The 18,650-nt window shown below is 70.4% G+C and carries 19 protein-coding genes; 1 reads left to right on the plus strand and 18 read right to left on the minus strand.

From position 1 onward, the window contains the following. Window positions 1-190: 190 nt before the first annotated feature. The 16 genes from dprA to proS form a co-directional block, all read right to left on the minus strand. Window positions 191-1,339 carry a DNA-processing protein DprA gene (dprA, locus tag GAS53_RS44840; RefSeq protein WP_151483546.1) on the minus strand — a complete coding sequence of 383 codons (1,149 nt, stop codon included), beginning with the start codon at window positions 1,337-1,339 and terminating at the stop codon, window positions 191-193. After that, window positions 1,336-2,961 (minus strand): YifB family Mg chelatase-like AAA ATPase, encoded by a 1,626-nt coding sequence (locus GAS53_RS44845; protein WP_151483547.1) that lies wholly within the window; start codon window positions 2,959-2,961, stop codon window positions 1,336-1,338. Before GAS53_RS44845 ends, dprA begins: the two co-directional genes overlap by 4 nt. After that, window positions 2,961-3,332 carry a YraN family protein gene (locus GAS53_RS44850; RefSeq protein WP_151483548.1) on the minus strand — a complete coding sequence of 124 codons (372 nt, stop codon included), beginning with the start codon at window positions 3,330-3,332 and terminating at the stop codon, window positions 2,961-2,963. Before GAS53_RS44850 ends, GAS53_RS44845 begins: the two co-directional genes overlap by 1 nt. A gap of 118 nt (window positions 3,333-3,450) precedes the next feature. Continuing rightward, entirely contained in the window at window positions 3,451-3,759 is a 309-nt protein-coding gene (locus tag GAS53_RS44855) for a DUF2469 domain-containing protein (RefSeq protein ID WP_055510545.1), read from the minus strand. 55 nt (window positions 3,760-3,814) lie between these two features. Continuing rightward, window positions 3,815-4,291 (minus strand): NUDIX hydrolase, encoded by a 477-nt coding sequence (locus tag GAS53_RS44860; protein WP_151483564.1) that lies wholly within the window; start codon window positions 4,289-4,291, stop codon window positions 3,815-3,817. 76 nt (window positions 4,292-4,367) lie between these two features. Next, window positions 4,368-5,114, minus strand: a complete 747-nt coding sequence (lepB, locus tag GAS53_RS44865) for a signal peptidase I (protein WP_151483549.1) — start codon at window positions 5,112-5,114, stop codon at window positions 4,368-4,370. A 79-nt stretch (window positions 5,115-5,193) separates the two neighbouring features. Continuing rightward, a complete protein-coding gene (gene lepB, locus GAS53_RS44870; protein ID WP_225859492.1) occupies window positions 5,194-6,147 on the minus strand; it encodes a signal peptidase I in 954 nt (317 codons plus the stop codon). Beyond that, window positions 6,029-7,129, minus strand: coding sequence for a signal peptidase I (gene lepB / locus GAS53_RS44875; RefSeq protein ID WP_225859491.1), 1,101 nt, complete (start codon window positions 7,127-7,129; stop codon window positions 6,029-6,031). The genes lepB (GAS53_RS44870) and lepB (GAS53_RS44875) overlap by 119 nt, the downstream gene beginning before the upstream one ends. Beyond that, window positions 7,122-7,892, minus strand: a complete 771-nt coding sequence (lepB, locus tag GAS53_RS44880) for a signal peptidase I (RefSeq protein WP_151483551.1) — start codon at window positions 7,890-7,892, stop codon at window positions 7,122-7,124. The genes lepB (GAS53_RS44875) and lepB (GAS53_RS44880) overlap by 8 nt, the downstream gene beginning before the upstream one ends. A 44-nt stretch (window positions 7,893-7,936) precedes the next feature. Then, window positions 7,937-8,287 (minus strand): 50S ribosomal protein L19, encoded by a 351-nt coding sequence (gene rplS, locus GAS53_RS44885; protein ID WP_151483552.1) that lies wholly within the window; start codon window positions 8,285-8,287, stop codon window positions 7,937-7,939. Between the two features lie 135 nt (window positions 8,288-8,422). Then, window positions 8,423-9,244: a tRNA (guanosine(37)-N1)-methyltransferase TrmD gene (gene trmD, locus GAS53_RS44890; RefSeq protein ID WP_151483553.1), complete on the minus strand. Its 822-nt coding sequence runs from the start codon at window positions 9,242-9,244 to the stop codon at window positions 8,423-8,425. Then, a complete protein-coding gene (gene rimM, locus GAS53_RS44895) occupies window positions 9,244-9,816 on the minus strand; it encodes a ribosome maturation factor RimM (RefSeq protein ID WP_151483554.1) in 573 nt (190 codons plus the stop codon). Before rimM ends, trmD begins: the two co-directional genes overlap by 1 nt. Before the next feature lie 81 nt (window positions 9,817-9,897). Then, the gene (locus GAS53_RS44900) at window positions 9,898-10,137 is read right to left on the minus strand and encodes an RNA-binding protein (RefSeq protein ID WP_003973401.1); all 240 of its coding nucleotides are present in this window, start codon (window positions 10,135-10,137) and stop codon (window positions 9,898-9,900) included. 2 nt (window positions 10,138-10,139) lie between these two features. After that, a complete protein-coding gene (rpsP, locus tag GAS53_RS44905) occupies window positions 10,140-10,559 on the minus strand; it encodes a 30S ribosomal protein S16 (RefSeq protein ID WP_151483555.1) in 420 nt (139 codons plus the stop codon). Window positions 10,560-10,903: 344 nt separating this feature from the next. Continuing rightward, a complete protein-coding gene (locus GAS53_RS44910) occupies window positions 10,904-11,500 on the minus strand; it encodes a hypothetical protein (protein ID WP_107021810.1) in 597 nt (198 codons plus the stop codon). A gap of 260 nt (window positions 11,501-11,760) precedes the next feature. Further along, window positions 11,761-13,176 carry a proline--tRNA ligase gene (gene proS / locus GAS53_RS44915; protein WP_151483556.1) on the minus strand — a complete coding sequence of 472 codons (1,416 nt, stop codon included), beginning with the start codon at window positions 13,174-13,176 and terminating at the stop codon, window positions 11,761-11,763. Window positions 13,177-13,374: 198 nt separating this feature from the next. Here proS and GAS53_RS44920 point away from each other — a divergent pair, with 198 nt between their 5' ends. Next, a complete protein-coding gene (locus tag GAS53_RS44920) occupies window positions 13,375-14,232 on the plus strand; it encodes a type 1 periplasmic-binding domain-containing protein (protein ID WP_151483557.1) in 858 nt (285 codons plus the stop codon). A 252-nt stretch (window positions 14,233-14,484) separates the two neighbouring features. Here the strand turns inward: GAS53_RS44920 and ffh are convergent, their stop codons facing one another. Both ffh and GAS53_RS44930 read right to left on the minus strand, forming a co-directional pair. Beyond that, window positions 14,485-16,038, minus strand: coding sequence for a signal recognition particle protein (gene ffh, locus GAS53_RS44925; RefSeq protein ID WP_151483558.1), 1,554 nt, complete (start codon window positions 16,036-16,038; stop codon window positions 14,485-14,487). 275 nt (window positions 16,039-16,313) lie between these two features. Further along, a partial coding sequence (locus GAS53_RS44930) for a [protein-PII] uridylyltransferase (protein ID WP_151483559.1) occupies window positions 16,314-18,650 on the minus strand: 2,337 nt, incomplete at its 5' end.

Genomic DNA, 18,650 nt, shown 5'->3' on the forward strand with positions numbered 1-18,650 from the left:
GAATCCCCGTGAGCGTAGCGTGACTGGAGAGTCGCAGTGTGCGAACAGCGGGGGATGAACCGTGCGCAGATACGTTCCGCTGGGCGCCCCTCAGGGTCACGATCGTTGCCGTGCGTAACCACCGTGAGGCGCCAACTACGGGAACTACCAAGGGTTTCTGAGGTTCGCCCGGACGGCCGAACACTCTCGGTCAACATCGCCCCCGATCCATGCCGACGGAGATCGTGGCCTGGCGTGTCAACTTCCAGCCGTCGCCGTGTCGTTCGACGAACCCAAGTGAGCGGAGTTCGTACAGCCTCGCGATCGCGTCGTCCACCGTCGTCCCGGCGCCCCTGGCGATCTCCTCCGGCGACGCGGTCTCCTGAGCCGGCAACGCGGCCAGCACACGGGCGGCAGGCGGGTCCAGGAGGTCGCGCGGCAGCACCGGCCCACGCCGGTCCGGGGCCAGCTCGCCCATGTCACCGACCATCTCGGCGACTTCCGCGGCATCGGTGACCAGCACCGCGTCCCCGCGCAGGAGTTCGTGCACGCCCGCCGAGAGCGCGCTGGTGGCCGGCCCCGGTACTCCTATCGCGTACCGGCCCAACCGCTGGGCCGCGCGGGCGGTCACCAAGGCGCCGCTTCGGTACGCCGCCTCGACGACCACCGTGCCGCGGGTCAACGCCGCGATGACCCTGTTGCGGAGGATGAATCTGCTCGGCGTCGGATGGTCGCCGGGCGGCAACTCACCCACGACCAGCCCCTGTTCGGCGATCCTGTTGATCAACTGGGTGTGCCCGCGCGGGTAGGGCCGGTCGACCCCGCAGGCGAGCACGGCGACGGTGGCCCCGCCCGCGCCGAGCGCACCACGGTGCGTCGCGCCGTCCACCCCGTAGGCGCCTCCCGACACCACGACCCACCCTCTCTCGGCGAGCCCCGAGCCGAGCGTGGTCGCCATGTGGGCGCCGTACTCGGTGCAGGCCCGCGCGCCCACGACCGCGACGGAACGCAGCGCCCATATCCGCAGGCTGGGCCGTCCCCGCACCCAGAGCCCGGTGGGCCGGGCGTCCCCGAGGTCGTCCAGCTGTGCGGGCCACTCGGAGTCCCCGGGGCAGACGAACCGGGTCCCGGCGTCCCGTGCCGCCGCGAGGTCCCGCTCCGGGTCGGCCCGCTCGGCCCGGGCCCGCAGCCCCTCCCATCTCTTGTCGGTCACGCCCGGTAACTGCGGTCCGCCTCCGACGAGCCGCCGGACCACCTCCGCCGCCCCGATCTCGCGGAGCCAGCGCCCGCAGACCTCGTCCCCCGGTTCGATGAGGCGGGCGAGGAAGGCCCGGTGGAGCCGCTCGTCGTCCTCGCTCACGACAACGCCCCGATCGCCATCGGCACCCCCCGTGGGACCCCGGTGCGCAGTTGCAGGGCGAGGGCGACGTCCGTCGCCCTGGGACGGTCGTGCCCCACCAGGTCCGCGACGGTCCAGGCGACGCGCAGGACACGGTCGAGACCGCGGGCGGTGAGCACGCCGCGCTCCAGACTGCGCTCCGCCTCGTCCATGGCGCCCACGGACGCGTACCACTGACTGCGCAGCTCCCGTCCCGGCACTTCGCTGTTCGTCCGCCAGGGGGTGCCCGTCAGACGCGCGGCGGCCCGCTCCCTGGCCGCTCGGACCCGGTCGGCGACCGTCTCGGTGGATTCGCCCCGCGCGCCCCGCTCCGTGAGTTCGGAGCGGGTGACGCGATCCACCTCGACCCTCAGGTCGACCCTGTCCAGCAGCGGCCCGGAGAGCCGGGCCTGGTAGCGGCGGATCGCTGAGGGAGGGCACTCACACAGGGTGTCCCGCTGCGAGAAGCGTCCGCAGGGGCAGGGATTCGCCGCCAGCACCATCAGGAACCGCGCCGGGAACCGCACGACACCCGCGCTGCGCGCGATCACCACATGCCCCGATTCCAGGGGCTGGCGCAGCGCGTCCAGCGCCTGGCTGCTGAATTCAGGAGTTTCGTCCAAAAAGAGAATTCCCCGGTGAGCAAGCGACACCGCGCCCGGCCGTGCGATTCCCTGGCCGCCTCCGACGAGTGCCTGCATGGTCGCCGAGTGGTGCGGGGCGCAGTAGGGAGCGACGTCGACCATGGGTTTCCCCGGTGGCAGCAGGCCCGCGACCGAATGGACGGCCGTGACCTCCAAGGACTCGCCCTGGCTGAGGCGCGGCAGGATGGCCGGCAGCCGCTCGGCGAGCATCGTCTTGCCCGCCCCCGGAGGGCCTTCCAAGAACAGGTGGTGCCCGCCGGCCGCGGCGACTTCCACGGCGGTCCGTGCCGAGTGCTGGCCGACGACGTCGGCGAGGTCGTGTCCGTGCTCGTGTTGCGCGGCTCCCATGCTGTGTATGCCCGTGGCCGCGCCCGTGCCCGGCATCCGCAGGCCGGCGAGCAGCGGATCCGGCCTGCCCTGCTCGTCCGGGTCCTCGTCGGGCACGGGTTCGTCCGTGAGGACGGCGATCAGCTGCCGGAGGCTGCGGACGCCGAGCACGGAAACGCCGGGTACCAGTGAGGCCTCGGCGGCCGCGCACTCGGGCACCACCACCTGCTCGTATCCCGCGTCCGCCGCGGCCAGCACGGCCGGCAGCACGCCCCGTACGGGCCGGACCCGCCCGTCCAGGCCGAGCTCACCGATCATCACGATGTCGGAGAGCACCCGCGGGTCGATCCGCTCGGAAGCGCCCAGCGCCGCGCAGGCGATGGCGAGATCGAATCCGCTGCCGCCCTTCGGCACCGAGGCCGGGCTGAGTCCCACCGTGAGCTTCTTCTGGGGCCACTCGCCGCCGGAGTTGAGCACGGCCGCCCTCACCCGGTCCTTGCTCTCCGTCAGGCTCTTGTCGGGCAGCCCGACCAGGGTGAACGCCGCGACCCCGGGCTCCAGGTCCGCCTGGACCTCGACGACGACGCCCTCCACACCGACGAGGGCCACCGAACACGTACGCGCGAATCCCATCAGGCCACCCCCCGCACGTGCTCCACGACGGGGGCGCCGCGGTCGGGCAGGAGGACTCCGACGATGTCGATGCGGACGCCGCCTGGTGGGGAACCTCCATGTTCCTGCAGCCAGCGCTCGGCGAGACCGCGCAGCCGCTGCGCCTTCACGGGCGTGACGGCGGCCATCGGATGCTCGAAGGTCCCCGTACGGCGGGTCTTGACCTCGCAGACGACCAGCGCGTCGCCGTCCCTGGCCACGATGTCGATCTCGCCGGTCCTGCCCGAGCGCCAGTTGCGCTGCAGGACCGTCATTCCGGCCTCGGTCAGCCGCCGCGCGGCCAGATCCTCGCCGTACTTGCCGAGTGCGTTGCGCGCCTTGGACGTATTCATGTCGGCACCACCTCCGGCGCCAACATTGAGGCCGCAGCCGCTCGCTAGTGGATCTTGGTGGACAGCCGCTCGGTTGTGGACAACTCAGTCACCCACACGGGCGGCCACTCCCGACCCGTCAGCTGCTGGGCAGCTCGAGATCGCTCTTGTTGAGCTCCTCGATATTCACGTCCTTGAACGTGAGGACCCGGACCTGCTTCACGAACCGAGCAGGCCGGTACATGTCCCACACCCAGGCGTCCGCCATGGACACCTCGAAAAACACCTCGCCCTGGACCGAGTGCACCTGCATCTCGTAGTCGTTGGTGAGGTAGAAGCGCCGTTCGGTCTCGATCACATATTTGAACAGACCGACGACATCGCGGTACTCCCGGTAGAGCTTCAGCTCCATCTCGGTCTCGTACTTCTCGAGGTCCTCGGCGCTCATGGCATGTTCCCCTTCAGCCGTGCGTCCCCCTATTGTGCGCCAGCCCCGCGAGCCCCTAGACGATTTCCGTGTCGAGGGTCTCGGGCCTGGCCGGGGGCCCTTCGTCGAGCAGCCTGCGCAGCAGCTCGGCGAGTCTGGTCGGATACACCGTCTCATGTGCCTGGTTAAGTTCCTGGCACGTCCACCAACGCGCTCCGGCGACACTGCGCCGTTCCAGCTCGGTCAGCCCCATGGCCTCGGTCGCCGTCTGCGTCGTACGGGCCAGGTAGTACCACTCGTCCTGGTCCCAGCGTCGCCCCGCGAAGGGGAACGAACAGGTCCGCCGCCACAGCACCGGACCCAGTTCGACCTCGGTGATACCGGTCTCCTCCGCGAGTTCCCTCAGGGCGGCCTCCTCGCGCGTCTCGTCCCCCTCCACGCCGCCGCCCGGGGTGAACCACCAGTTGTCCGACGGATCGTCGGGTTCATGGCCGTACAGCAGCAGGATGCGCTCCTGGGGATCGAGCAGCACCACCCGGGCGACCCTTCGCAGCTCACCGAGCCCACCGGGCCCCGGGACCGACCGCTCGGACCCTGCCGCCGGCCGCTCGCCCGCTCCTTCAGGCGCCTCAGCCGGCAAGGGCCTGCTCCCTCGCCCCTGAACCGCTCCGCCGGCGCCTCGAACGCTTGGCGATCGGCTCGTACGCCGCCCCGCCGAGGACGAGAACCGCGCCCGCCACGACCGCCGTGAGGACCAGCCGCAGGGGCCCCGGCTCGGAGATGTCGCCGAGCGCCTCGAAGCCGCTGGGGCGGCCCAGCATGCCGTTCATGGGCCACGCCACCGCGTCGACGCGGGCACTCACCGCGCCGCGCGACACCGTGCCGCTGCCGGCCTCCGTGAGGTGGGCCGTGGAGTCGAGGGAGCCGCTGCGCTCGTCGCCGAGCAGGAAGAGCCGGCCCTCGGGGACCTTGACCTCCGGGATCGCGGTCGACTCGGCCTCGCTGCCCTTGGGGAGATACGGTTCCTCGATCTTCTTGCCGTTGACGGTCAGCTTGCCGTCCGTGCAGCAGGCGACCGTGTCACCGCCCACCGCGACGACCCGCTTGACCATGGGGAGGTTGCCCCAGCTGGCCTGCTTGAAGACGACGACGTCACCGCGCTCGACCTCGGAGCCGTCGATCCGCTCGGCGAGTACCCGGTCGCCGCTCGCGATGGTCGGTGACATCGAGTCGGTCGGCACGGTGTAGGGCTGGTAGACGACCGCGCCCCAGGCGAATCCGCCGAGGAAGAGCACACAGCCGAGGGCCACGGCCAGCCCCGACAGCTTGCTGCCGAGCCGCCCGCGGCCCTCGTCCGTACGACTTGTCCCGCTCATCCCAGTGCTCCCCAACTCGGAGAATCGACCCCGTGGCCCAGGTCCGGGCCCCGAAAGATCGGCGATCTGGGACGGCACCCTACCCGGCGGTACCCGGCCCAGAAACCCTGGTGTTCCCGACGGTAAGACGGCGCCTGCGCCACAGCACCAGGGGCACCGCGCCCGCGAGACCGAGCGCACCCGGCGCGGCGGCGCTGAGGTCCTGGTCGAAGGTGTCCGGCACCGGCAGCGTGGACCAGCGGGTGGGCGGCCAGGCGACCACGATGGCGCGGCCCACGACATTGTTCACCGGCACGAAGCCCTTGTGCTTGTCCTGCTGGTGGTAGCGGGAGTCCAGCGAGTTCTGCCGGTGGTCACCCATGACCCAGATTTTATCTTCGGGGACCTTCAGCTTGAACTGGCCGCCGCCGTCGTCCATCGTGCACGGCGTGTTCCCGGGGTACACGTAAGGCTCGTTCAGCGCCTTGCCGTTGACCCTCAGGGGACCGGTGCCCTTGCACTCGATGGTGTCGCCGCCGACGCCGATGACGCGCTTGATGAGGTCCTTCTCCTCGGCGGAGGGCATCAGACCGATCCAACTGAGGGCCTTCTGGATCGCGTTCGGATTCGGGGTCGGCTCGCCCGCCAGCCAGTTGTCGGGGTCGTGGAAGACGACGACCTCGCCGCGCTCCGGCTCCGAGCCGAACCACGGGGTCAGCTTGTCGACAAGGACCCGGTCGCCCTGCTGGAGGGTGTTCTGCATCGAGTCCGAGGGGATCGAGAACGCCTGTACCAGGAAGGTCTTGATCAGCAGCGCGAGGACCAGCGCGATGCCGATGAGCAGCGGGAGTTCCTTCCAGAAGGACCGCGGCTTCTTCGGCTTCGAAGCGGCGTCGTCGCCGTCCACCTCGGTCTTGCCGTCGTCGTCACCGGAGTCACCTCCGGCCGTCCCGGTGTCCTCGACGGCGTCCTGTGCGGCCGGGGGGACCGTCTCTTCCGGTCGTTCCGGTCGCTCCTCTGGGCCCTCGTGTCCGGACCGTGCGCCGACCGCCAAATCCCCCACATCCACTCCTCACTCCGTGCCGCCGCCTGCGACGGATGCGACGCAGGCCCACCACTCCCATAACGAGCGGGAGTTCCGCAGGGGTCGGGAGCGGGATCAATCCGTATCGATCCGCGGTGGCCACCCTATGCGACTCGCCAATGGCGGTGGTCGACCCGCCGGGCGCGTCGGGCACAGAGGCAAATGTGTCCGGTTCCTTGAGACGGCTCCAGTGGCCGATGGGCCAGGCGATGAGCATGGCGCGGCCCACGATCTCGTCCTCGGAGACGGTGCCGTTGTACTTCTCGGTGCGGTGGAAGCGGGAGTCGGCGGAGTTGGACCGGTGGTCGCCCATGACCCAGAAGCGCCCGGCGGGCACCGTCACCTCGAAGGGGATCGTCGAGGGTTTGTCACCGGGGTTGATGTACTGCTCGTTGAGCGGCATGCCGTTGACGGTCACGCGGCCCTGGGTGTCACAGCACTTGACGGTGTCGCCGCCGACCGCGACGACCCGCTTGATCAGGTCCCGTTCGTTGTCGGAGGGCAGCAGGCCGATGAAGGTGAGCACCTCCTTGACCTGCTTGACGACGATGGGGTCGTCCTTCTTCACCGCCGGCTGCTCGTCCTCCAGCCATCCGCCGGGGTCCTTGAACACGACGACGTCACCGCGCCCGGGCTTCGAGCCGAACCACGGCGTGAGCTTGTCGACCAGGACGCGGTCGCCGATCCGGATCGTCTGCTCCATGGAGCCCGACGGGATCACGAAGGCCTGGACGAGGAACGTCTTCAGGACGAGCGCTATGAGCAGGGCGACCCCTATCAGGAGGGGTATCTCCTTGATCGCCGAGCGCTGCCTGCGCCGCTTGACCTTGCGGGCGAGCTTGCGCCGCTCGGCCCGGCCGGGCAGTACGGGGCCGCCGGTGCGCCGGGTGCCGGTGGGCAGGAGGTTCTCGGCGGCGCTGTGGGCGCCGCGGGGCTTACCGCGGTTACCCATGGACACCGTCCGCTTTTTTCGACGCGCCTTCGTTCGACGCGCCTTCGTTCGACGCGTCCGCCTTCGCGGCAGGCACGCGCGCGTAGTCGTCGGCGCGCTCCAGACGGGTCCAGTGGCCGATGGGCCAGGCGATCCAGTCGGCTCTGCCGATCACGTCGCCGACGGGGATCATGCCGCCGCCCGGGGAGCCCAGGTGGTCGCGGGAGTCGCTGGAGTCGCCGCGGTGGTCGCCGAGGACGAAGAGGGTGCCGTCGGGCACGACGAGGTCGAAAGACACCTCGGACGGCTTGTCCCCCGGGTACAGAAACGTCGACTCGTCGACCGACCGGCCGTTCACCTCGATCCTCCCCTGCCTGTCGCAGCAGACCACATGGTCTCCCCCCACACCGACGACACGCTTGATGTAGTCGGCGTCCCCGAAGTAGCCGGTGCCGTCGAACACGACGACGTCACCGCGCCTCGGCTCAGCACCGAAACGGTACGCCAACTTATTTACGAGAACGCGGTCTCCGATCCTCAATCCAGGCTCCATCGAGCCACTGGGAATTTGGAACGGCTGCATCACGAAACGACTCAAAAGCAGCAGAAACAGCAGGAAGAACAGCAGGGTCAGGCTGACCCGTCCGCCGGGCAGCCAGTCGGCGGCCCGGCTCACCAACGCGAAACGCGACCGCCCCTCCGACTCCTCCGTGTCCGAGGTCTCCTCGGATGCGGCGGGGTGGGAGGAGCGGTCGCGCTCCGTCTGCTGTGCTTCGGCGTCCATCGAGGCCAGATGCTATCCGGCCCTCATATGGACCCGGCGCGAGCTCAGCTCTCGCGCTTCTCCTTGATCTTCGCGGCCTTGCCGCGCAGGTCGCGCAGGTAGTACAGCTTCGCGCGACGCACGTCACCGCGGGTGACGAGCTCGATCTTCTCGACGATCGGGGTGTGCACCGGGAAGGTGCGCTCGACGCCGACGGAGAACGAGACCTTGCGGACCGTGAAGCTCTCACGGACACCGGCGCCCTGGCGACGGATGACTACGCCCTTGAACTGCTGCACACGGGAGCGGTTGCCCTCGATGACGCGGACGTGGACGTTGACGGTGTCACCCGGGCGGAAGGCCGGGACGTCGCTGCGCAGCGACGCGGCGTCGACGGAGTCGAGCAGGTGAGACATGATCGTCTGCTTTCTGCGCTGATGCCACAGGTCATCAACGGAAGTAGGTGTTCCATAAGGGAGGCTGTCCGAGTCGGGGCGGGCGTCGTGTCCCCCTGTGGCAGGGGCGCACGCCGGACGACGTACAGCAGCGGCCTATTCTTCCACGGCCTCTGGTCTGCGCCAAAATCGGCCGTCGGGCCCGGGCTCCCAGCCGAGGATGGAGAGCATTTCGCGGTCCTTCTTGTCGAAGGCGGCGGGGTCGCAGCGCTCGATGAGGTCCGGCCGGTTGGCGGTCGTGCGCTTCAGAGCCTCGTCCCGGCGCCAGCGGGCGATCTTCCCGTGGTGGCCGCTGAGCAGCACGTCCGGGATCTCGCGGCCGCGCCACTGGGGCGGTTTCGTGTACACGGGCCCCTCCAGGAGGTTGGCCATGGCTCCCGGCGCGAAGGAGTCGTCCCGGTGCGACTCGGCGTTGCCGAGGACCCCGGGCAGCAGCCGGGCCACGGCCTCCGTGACGACCAGTACGGCCGCCTCGCCGCCGGCCAGCACGTAGTCCCCGATGGACACCTCGTAGACGGGCATGCGGGTCGCGTACTCGTCGATGACACGGCGGTCGATGCCTTCGTAGCGGGCGGGCGCGAAGACCAGCCAGGGCCGCTCGGAGAGCTCGACGGCGAGTTCCTGGGTGAAGGGGCGCCCGCTGGGTGTGGGGACGACCAGGACGGGTCCGTGGGATCCGGTCTCGTAGCCGTCCGCCAGTACGGAGTCCAGGGCGTCGCCCCAGGGATCGGTCTTCATGACCATGCCGGGGCCGCCGCCGTAGGGGGTGTCGTCGACCGTGTTGTGCCGGTCGTAGGCCCACTCCCGCAGATCATGCACGTGCACATTCAGCTGTCCACGCGCGCGTGCCTTGCCGACCAGGGAGACGTTCAGGGGTTCCAGGTACTCGGGGAAGATCGTGACGACGTCGAGCCGCATCAGGCGTCGGCCCCCGAGCCGTCCGAAGCGTTTTCCGCATCCCTGGAAGACGCGATTTCGGCCCTGTCGTCGATCAGTCCGGGCGGCGGGTCGATGACCGCCCGCTGCTCCTCCAGGTCGATCTCGACGACGATCTCCTCGACGAACGGGATCAGCACCTCGCTGCCGTCGGCCCGCTCCACCACGAAGAGGTCCTGCGAGGGCAGGTGCGAGATCTCGGTGATCCGTCCGACCTCGTCACCGCCCTTGGTGACGACGTCCAGGTCCATGAGCTGGTGGTCGTAGTACTCGTCCGGGTCCTCGGGCACCTCGTCCGGGTCGACCTCGGCGATCAGCAGGGTGTTGCGCAGTGCCTCGGCGGCGTTGCGGTCCCGTACGCCCTCGAAGCGCAGCAGGAGGCGGCCGCTGTGCACCCGCCCCGTCTCGATGGTCAGCGGACCGGCCGAGGCGGGGTCCGTGGCCAGGACGGCGCCGGGCGCGAGCCGCAGCTCCGGCTCGTCGGTGCGTACCTCGACGGTGACCTCGCCCTTGATGCCATGGGCGCGGCCCACCCGCGCGACTACCAGCTGCACTTGCTCGCTCTCCTGTCGTACGACTACGGGCCGGGGACGGCCCAATGGCCCTCCCCGGCCCGAGCCGGTGTTGCGTTTACGTCAGCGGACGTGATCCACGTCGACCAGGTCGACGCGAACGCCGCGACCGCCGATGGCGCCCACGACGGTGCGCAGAGCGCGTGCGGTGCGACCATTGCGGCCGATCACCTTACCGAGGTCGTCGGGGTGCACCCGGACCTCGAGAACGCGCCCGCGGCGCAGGTTGCGCGAGGCGACCTGCACATCGTCCGGGTTGTCGACGATGCCCTTCACGAGGTGCTCGAGAGCCTCCTCGAGCATGCTCAGGCCTCGGTCGACGCGGACTCGGCGGGGGCCTCGTCCTTCTTCTCAGTCTTCTTCTTCTGGGTGATGGCCTCACCCTTGCCCTCGTCCTCGCCGCCCAGGGCGTCGAACACCGGGCGCGTGGCCTTCGGCTCGGCCACGAGCAGCGGAGCCGGGGCGGGCTCGCCCTTGTACTTCTGCCAGTCGCCGGTCAGCTTGAGAATGGCGAGAACCGGCTCGGTCGGCTGCGCGCCGACACCCAGCCAGTACTGCGCACGCTCGGAGTCGACCTCGATGCGCGAGGGGTTCTGCACCGGGTGGTACAGACCGATCTCCTCGATGGCCCGGCCGTCACGGCGGGTACGGGAGTCGGCGACGACGATGCGGTAGTGAGGCGAACGGATCTTGCCCAGACGCTTCAGCTTGATCTTGACTGCCACGGAAGTGGTGTCTCCTGGTCTTGACGTGGTTGGGCACGGCGAAGTTGCCGCGTGGGGTTGCGGTACCCGAGTGCCCGATGGACGCGTCAGCCGGAGGAGAGAGGGGTCCTGTGCGGCTGTCGAGTACAGCTGGCCATTCTGCCACACCCTGACGGGCGCCTCGACCCGGGCAGCGCTCGGTCGGCCCGCGGCACAGTCGGGCCCGGTGCGGGTGTCGCCGTCGCCCGGCGCGGGTGTCGCCGTCGAGGTGGGGCCGTTGCGCAACCCGGCACCCACGAGATGCCACTGCGCCCTCCTGCACCACCCCGGCGGCACGACGGCCCGCCGCTACGGCTGCTGTCCGCTCAGCCCGCTGCCGCGCCGACCACCTCCGGGATACGGAACGGCTTCCCGCACCCTCCGCACACGATCGGCGCCTGGGCGAGGACCGAAGGAACGACGCGGACATTGCGCCCGCAGTCGCAGACGGCCTTCACGCGCACGCCTCCTCCGGAGGAGCCGTGCCGTGCGGCCGGGCCCCGGAAGCTGCGAGCGGTGTCCGCGGCGGTCGCGACCGTGTGCGCCTTGAGGGCGCGCTGCAGTCGCTCGATCGTCGGGCGGTAGCGCCGCTTCGCCTCGGGGTTGAGCGTGACCAACGAGAAGCCGCTGCTGGGGTGCGGCTCCTCGGGGTGGTCAAGGCCCAGCTCCTCGGCGATCGCGAGGAATCTGCGGTTGTGGTACCGGCCGGCGCGGGAGGTGTCGCGGACTCCTCGGGCGGCGGCGATGCCGTGGACTGCCTCGTGAAGCAGTCGTTCGAAGGAGAGCTCGTGCCCGCAGGCGGACGACGATTCTCCGATCAGGGACTCTGGCGCGGCAAGATCGGGCAGCTCGGGGTGGTGCCGCTGAATGTCGGCCCACGCCCCTGCCAGCTCTGCGGCGAGAACAGGTGGTGTCGTGCTCACGTAATGACAACGAGCCTGGGTGCCTCTGTGTTCCTATTCCGGGGCATCCCAAATAATTTGCACGTACCCGTCAGTTGCCGCTGATGCGTCCTGACGAGGGCGGGTGCGCTGATCTGCGGAGAAGCCTCACAGTTCGCACCTAGCCGGTACGTAGTGACGCGTACGCCCCGGCACGTAGACGGTGTCCGCACGCCGCGTCACCTGTGGCCGTCAGATGCGCAAGAGGCGTTTCGGTCCTTCTCGCGCCGGAACGCCGGGGCTCAGTAGGCGCGGGCCACGACGGCGACGTTACCGGGTGCGTCGTCGGTCGCGGGCACCGACCCGTCCTCGGCAACCAGACACCGTACGGTCACCGCGTGCGCCGCGAGCTTGGCCTCGCCCTCTTCGCCGAGGGCGGCCCACGGGATGCGCGCCCAGCCGCCGGCGACGGCGGCCTCGACGGCCTCCTCGATCGTCGACACCTCCGACGTCCGGGACTCCCGCCGCGCGCGTGACTGGGTCAGAAGCAGCGCCTGGTCCTCTTCGAGGACAGTGGGCAGCAGTCGCACGAGTGAGTCGATCGCCACCGGCTCCTTGCCACCAGGGATGCGGCGGGCCAGCATCGCGGTGCCGTTCTCCAGGTCACGGGGGCCGACCTCGATGCGTACGGGGACGCCCTTGAGCTCCCAGTCGACGGCGCGGCGGCCGAACGGGGTGTCCGTACGATCGTCGACCTGGACCCGTACGCCCGCCGCCTTCAGCTGATCGCCGAGCTCGCGGACCTTGGCCAGAACCGCATCGTCGCCCTTGATGGCGAGGACGACGGCCTGTACGGGGGCGAGGCGCGGCGGCACCCGCAACCCGTTGTCATCGCCGTGCGACATGATCAGGCCACCCACCATGCGGGTCGACGACCCCCAGGAGGTCTGCCAGACGAGTTCCTGCCTGCCGTCCTTGGACAGGTACTGGGTGTTGAAGGCCTTCGCGAAGTTCTGGCCCAACTCGTGGCTGGTGCCCATCTGGAGGGCCTTGCCGTCGCCCATCATGGCTTCCAGCGTGAGGGTGTTGATGGCACCGGCGAACCGCTCGCTCGGTGTCTTGCGCCCCAGCACGACATCGATCCCGAGGACGTTGACCATGAAGTCCGCGTACACCTTCTCGTGGATGTGCGCGGCGTAGTCCCGGGCGTCCTCGTACGTGGCGTGGGCCGTGTGCCCCTCCTGCCACAGGAATTCCGTCGTACGGAGGAACACGCGCGGGCGCATCTCCCAACGGACCACGTTCGCCCACTGGTTGATCAGCAGCGGCAGGTCGCGGTAGCTCTGCACCCACTTGGAGAAGTAGTCGTTGATGATCGTCTCGGAGGTGGGGCGGACGACGACCGGCTCCTCCAGCTCCTTGCCTCCGCCGTGCGTGACGACCGCGAGCTCCGGCGCGAACCCCTCGACGTGGTCGGCCTCCTTCGTCAGGTACGACTGCGGGATGAAGAGCGGGAAGTACGCGTTCTGGGCGCCCGCCTCCTTGATGCGGGCGTCCATCTCCTGCTGCATCCGCTCCCACAGACCGTATCCGTACGGCCGGATCACCATGGTGCCGCGCACCGGACCGTTGTCGGCCAGCTCGGCCTTGTTGACGAGGTCCTGGTACCAGCGCGGGAAATCGACCGCCCGGGGGGTGAGAACGGGTGCTTTTGCCATGGCGCGATGGTACGGGCCCAGGTTGCCGGAATGTGAAATCTCGCGGCGTACGCCCGTAGCGCACAAGCCGGGCCCCATAACCCCTGGACGCCACGACGAGCGCGGAGTTTCCTGGCATACGGGGGGAGTGCGAGCGCACTGTACGGGGGCGGAGAAACGGGGCACAGAAGCAACTCTCGGCTGATTGGGGCGCTTTCGATGACACCTACGCTCGTGCGGCATCACCTACCTCACACGGGGGCGGCGCCCCGGGTGGATCCGTGGGCACGCGCGCGTGACTGGGCCGAGATTCAGGAGCGGATGCTCGTGCCGCTCTACGAGGCCGTCTACGAGCGACTAGAAGTGGGCTCTTCCACCCGGCTGCTGGGCCTCGAGTGCGGGTCCGGTCTCGCTCTGCTGATGGCTGCGTCGCGCGGCGCCGCGGTCACCGGTGTCGATGCCCGCGCGCCGGAGCGACTGGCTCTCGCGCGGGAGCGTTTACTGCCGGAGGCGTGGGGCACGCGTGCGCGTGCCGGTACGCGGCTGGTGGACGGAGGCCCGGCGGACGCCGGGGACGCCGGGGCGGCCGGGTACAACCTGGTGACCGCCTTCGAGCCGATCGGATGTGTCGCCGGGGACTCCGAAGGGCTGGGTGAGTCGCTGGCGGCGGCTACTCCGCTCGTCGGGCGCGGCGTTCCCGTGGTGCTCGTCGGCTGGGGGCCGCCGGAGCGGTGTGCCACGTCCTCCGTTCTGCGGGTTGGCGCCAAGCTGGCGGATCCGCTGCGCAGTACGGGTAGTTGGCGACCCGCCCTCCGGGACGACCTGGAGGAGGTCGCCCAGCGTGCCGGTCTCCGGCCCGACGGGTCCGGGCGGGTCGCCTGTCCCTTCGGGTACGCCGACGTCGACAACGCCGTGCGTGGTCTGCTCTCCACGGGTCTCTTCGACCCCGCCGTCGCGGCCACGGACCAGGCCCAGGTCGACAAGGAGCTTCGCGAGGCCCTGCATCCGCATCGGCGGCGGGACGGGACGGTGTGGATGCCGAACGTTTTCCGGTATCTGATCGCGCGTACGGGTTGAGGCAGGGGGGTAGCAGGGGGTTCTTCGCCCCCGCCGCCCCTACCCGTCCCATCCTTCTGGGGCTCCGCCCCAGACCCCGCTCCTCAAACGCCGGAGGGGCTGAAATTTTCGCGGCCCGGGCCGACACCTCCAGCCCGTCCGGCGTTTGTTCATACGTCGCTGGGGGCGCCCTTCGAACGAAGGGCGCCCCCAGCGACGTATGAAAGGCACGCGCGAAAGGAACCGCGCGAAAGGAACGTACGGGACGAACCGTCAGCCCATGAACTTCTTGAACTCGTCCGGCAGCTCGAAGTCCTGCGGCTGCTGGCCGCCCGGCAGGCCGAAGGCGCCGCCGGCCTGCCCCGCGGCCTCGCGGCGCGCGGCGGCCTCCTCCTCCTGCTGCTTGCGCTTCATCGGGTTGCCGGAACGCTGCTTGCCCTTGGCCTTCTTGGGCTGCTTCTTCGTCCGGCCGGCGCCGCCCCCCGTGCCCGGCATCCCGGGCATACCCGGCATCCCGCCGCCCTGAGCCATGCGGGACATCATCTTGCGGGCCTCGAAGAACCGCTCGACGAGCCCCTTGACCGCGCTGACCTCGACACCGGAACCCTTGGCGATACGGGCACGCCGCGAGCCGTTGATGATCGTCGGCTCCTGGCGCTCGGCCGGGGTCATCGACTTGATGATCGCGGCCGTGCGGTCGACGTCGCGCTCGTCGAGGTTGTTGATCTGGTCCTTGATCTGGCCCATGCCGGGGAGCATGCCGAGCAGCTTGGAGATGGAGCCCATCTTCCTGACCTGCTCCATCTGGGCCAGGAAGTCGTCGAGCGTGAAGTCCTGGCCCTTCTTGGAGGCCAGCTTCTCGGCCATCTTCTCGGCCTCTTGCTGCGAGAAGGTCTGCTCGGCCTTCTCGATCAGCGTGAGCATGTCGCCCATGCCGAGGATGCGGGACGCCATGCGGTCCGGGTGGAACGCGTCGAAGTCGTCCAGCTTCTCGCCGTTCGAGGCGAACATGACCTGGCGGCCGGTGACGTGCGCGATGGACAGCGCCGCACCACCGCGTGCGTCGCCGTCGAGCTTCGAGAGGACCACGCCGTCGAAGCCGACGCCGTCGCGGAAGGCCTCGGCGGTGTTGACCGCGTCCTGACCGACCATCGCGTCGACGACGAAGAGGATCTCGTCCGGCGAGACCGCGTCACGGATGTCCGCCGCCTGCTGCATCAGCTCCTGGTCGATACCGAGGCGGCCCGCGGTGTCGACGATGACGACGTCGTGCAGCTTCTGCTTGGCGTACTCGATGGAGTCCTTGGCGACCTGGACCGGGTCGCCGACGCCGTTGCCCGGCTGCGGTGCGTAGATGCCGACGCCGGCGCGCTCGGCGACGACGCTCAGCTGGTTCACCGCGTTCGGGCGCTGGAGGTCGCAGGCGACCAGCAGCGGGGCGTGTCCCTGGCCCTGGAGCCACTTGCCGAGCTTTCCGGCGAGCGTGGTCTTACCGGCACCCTGCAGACCCGCGAGCATGATCACGGTCGGCGGCTGCTTCGCGAAGCGCAGCCGCCGGGTCTCGCCGCCGAGGATGCCGATGAGCTCCTCGTTGACGATCTTGATGACCTGCTGCGCGGGGTTCAGCGCCTGCGATACCTCGACCCCGAGGGCCCTCTCCTTGACCTGTTTGATGAAGGCCCGTACGACCGGCAGCGCGACATCCGCTTCCAGCAGGGCGATACGGATTTCGCGCGCGGTGGCGTCGATGTCCGCCTCGGACAGGCGCCCCTTGCCGCGAAGGTTCTTGAATGTCGCTGCGAGGCGATCGGAGAGAGTGTCGAACACGGCGGTCGCGAATCCTCAAGTCGGGGGCAGGGGGGCAGGTCCGCCCTCCAGGGTATCTGGCCGCGCCAGAAAGGGTCTCCACCCCGTCGCGGGGTTCCAGTCGAGATCGGCGAAGTCGGGCGTCGCGCAAGGGGCGCGGGGCTCTTACAACGTGCGGCTCCGCCGCGATGGGGTCCCCCGCTCGATCGGAGCCGAGAGTGGCTCGAGCGAATCCGAGAGTGGGGGAGCGACCAGCCACAGCCGACCCGCAGACAAAGAAACGACCCGAGCGGAGCTCACTCGCGCAACGTGTCCTCCAGTGAACGAGCCACCGAAGCCGCCTGCTCCCCCGGCAACGGCGCCGCGTCCGGACCCGTCACGTAGAAGGCGTCCACCGCGTTCGCGCCCAGCGTGGAGACGTGTGCGCTGCGCACCCCTACGTTCGCCTCCTCCAGCGCGCGCCCGATCCGGTGCAGCAGCCCGGGGGCGTCGTGGGCGCGCACCTCGATGACGGTGGCGAGCCTGGATCCGGCGGAGGCCACGGTCACACGGGCCGGCGGCGCCACGATGCCCCGCCTGCGCGGGTAGGCGGCGTCCCGCTCGGCAAGCTTCGCGGCGATGTCGAGGGAGCCGTCGAGGGCCCGTACGAGATCGGCGCGCAAGCGGGCGGCCTGCGGCAGCGATCCGTATTCGGCGGCCACCCGCCAGTCGAGGAGCAGGACGGTGCCCTGGACGCTGTCGGGCAGGTCCAGGGCCCGGAGCTCCGCCGTCCGCACGGTGAGCCGGTGCATGGCGAGGACACCCGCCACCGCGGGCAGTACGCCCTTCTGGTCCGGCACCGCGATGAGCAGTTCCACGCCGAGCGGTTCCGGGTCGCCGGAGGGCTCCTCGCTGGGCGGCTCGGTCTGCGCCCGCAGCGCGAGCACGGGACCGCCGGTGCGGAACGCCTCGATGGCGAGCCGCTCCTGTTCGGCGGTGGTCGCCGCGGCCTCGGGCTCCTCGGGGTCGTCCCCGGCGAGCGCGGCGGAGACCCGCTTCACCAGGTCGGCGACGAGGGATCCGCGCCATGAGGACCAGGCGGCGGGCCCGGTGGCCAGCGCGTCCGCCTCGGTGAGCGCGTGCAGCAGTTCCAGCGTGCCCTGCGAGCCGATCGCCTCGGCGACCGAGCGCACGGTCGCCGGGTCCTCCAGGTCGCGCCTGGTCGCCGTCTCGACGAGCAGCAGGTGATGGCGTACGAGTGTGGCGAGCACCGCCACGTCCGCGCGGTCGAAGCCGATCCGGGCCGCCACGTCCCGGGCGATGATCTCGCCGGCCACGGAGTGGTCGCCGGGCCAGCCCTTGCCGATGTCGTGCAGCAGGGCGGAGACGAGGAGGAGGTCGGGGCGGTGTACGCGGCGGGTGAACTCGGAGGCGCGTACCGCCGTCTCGATCAGGTGGCGGTCGACGGTCCAGATGTGCACGGCGTTGCGCTGCGGGCGGCAGCGGACGCGCTCCCAGTCGGGCAGCAGCCGGGTGATCAGGCCCTCCGCCTCCAGGGCCTCCCAGACCTCGATGGTCGAGGGGCCCGAGCCGAGCAGAGTGACGAGCTGTTCGCGGGCCTCGGCGGGCCAGGGCGTGGGCAGCGGGCGGACCGCGGCGGCCATGCGGCGTACCGCGTGCAGCGAGAGCGGCAGACCCGCCTGGGCGGCCGCCGCGGCGGCGCGCAGCGGCAGCACGGGGTCGCGCTCGGGGCGGGCGGCGCGGGCGAGGACGACCTCGCCGTCCTGCTCGACGACGCCCTCGGCCAGCGGGGAACGCTCGGGGGTCGGCTTGCCGCCGCCCAGCATGGCGCGCAGACGCGGACGTACAGCGCGCGACCGCAGCACGCGCCCCACCTCGCGCCAGGTGACATCACTGGCGTACGAGACGACGCGGGCGGCCTCGTACACCTGGCGGAGCAGGGTGTCGGCGTCCAGCAGGCCGAGTTCCGCGGCGACCTGGTCCTGCTCCTGGAGGGAGAGGCGGTCGGTGGCGCGGCCGGTGGCGAGGTGCAGTGCGTCGCGGACGTCCAGCAGCCGCTTGCGGGCGTCGGAGAGTCCCTCGCGCGGGGCGTCGGCGAGCCAGGAGGCGGCGACGGCGCGCAGCGCGGTGGCGTCCCGCAGGCCGCCGCGCGCCTCCTTGAGGTCGGGTTCGAGGAGGTACTGCAACTCGCCCTGGCGCTCGGCGCGTTCGGCGCACAGTTCCTGGAGTTCGGGGAGACGTTTCGGCGCCTGGTTGCGCCAGTCGGCGAGGACGGCCGTACGCAGGCCCGCGGTGAGGCCGAGGTCGCCCGCGATGTGCCGGGCGTCCAACAGCCCCAGCTGCACCTTGAGGTCCTCGCCCGAGGTCTTGCGTGCCTCGGCGGGCGTACGGACGGAGTGGTCGAGGGCGAGGCCGAGGTCCCAGATGGGGTACCAGATGCGGTCGGCCAGGGAGGCCACCGCGCCCGGGTCGGCGCTGCCGTCGTGCAGGAGCAGCAGGTCGAGGTCGCTGCGTGGGGAGAGTTCGCCGCGGCCGTAGCCACCGACGGCGACGAGCGAGATGCCGCGCAGTCCATCGGCGCCGGCGTCGAACAGGCCGGTCAGCCAGTCGTCGGTCAGTTCGGCTAGGGCCGC

It is taken from the genome of Streptomyces albicerus (genome assembly GCF_008905045.1).
Classification (GTDB): domain Bacteria; phylum Actinomycetota; class Actinomycetes; order Streptomycetales; family Streptomycetaceae; genus Streptomyces; species Streptomyces albicerus.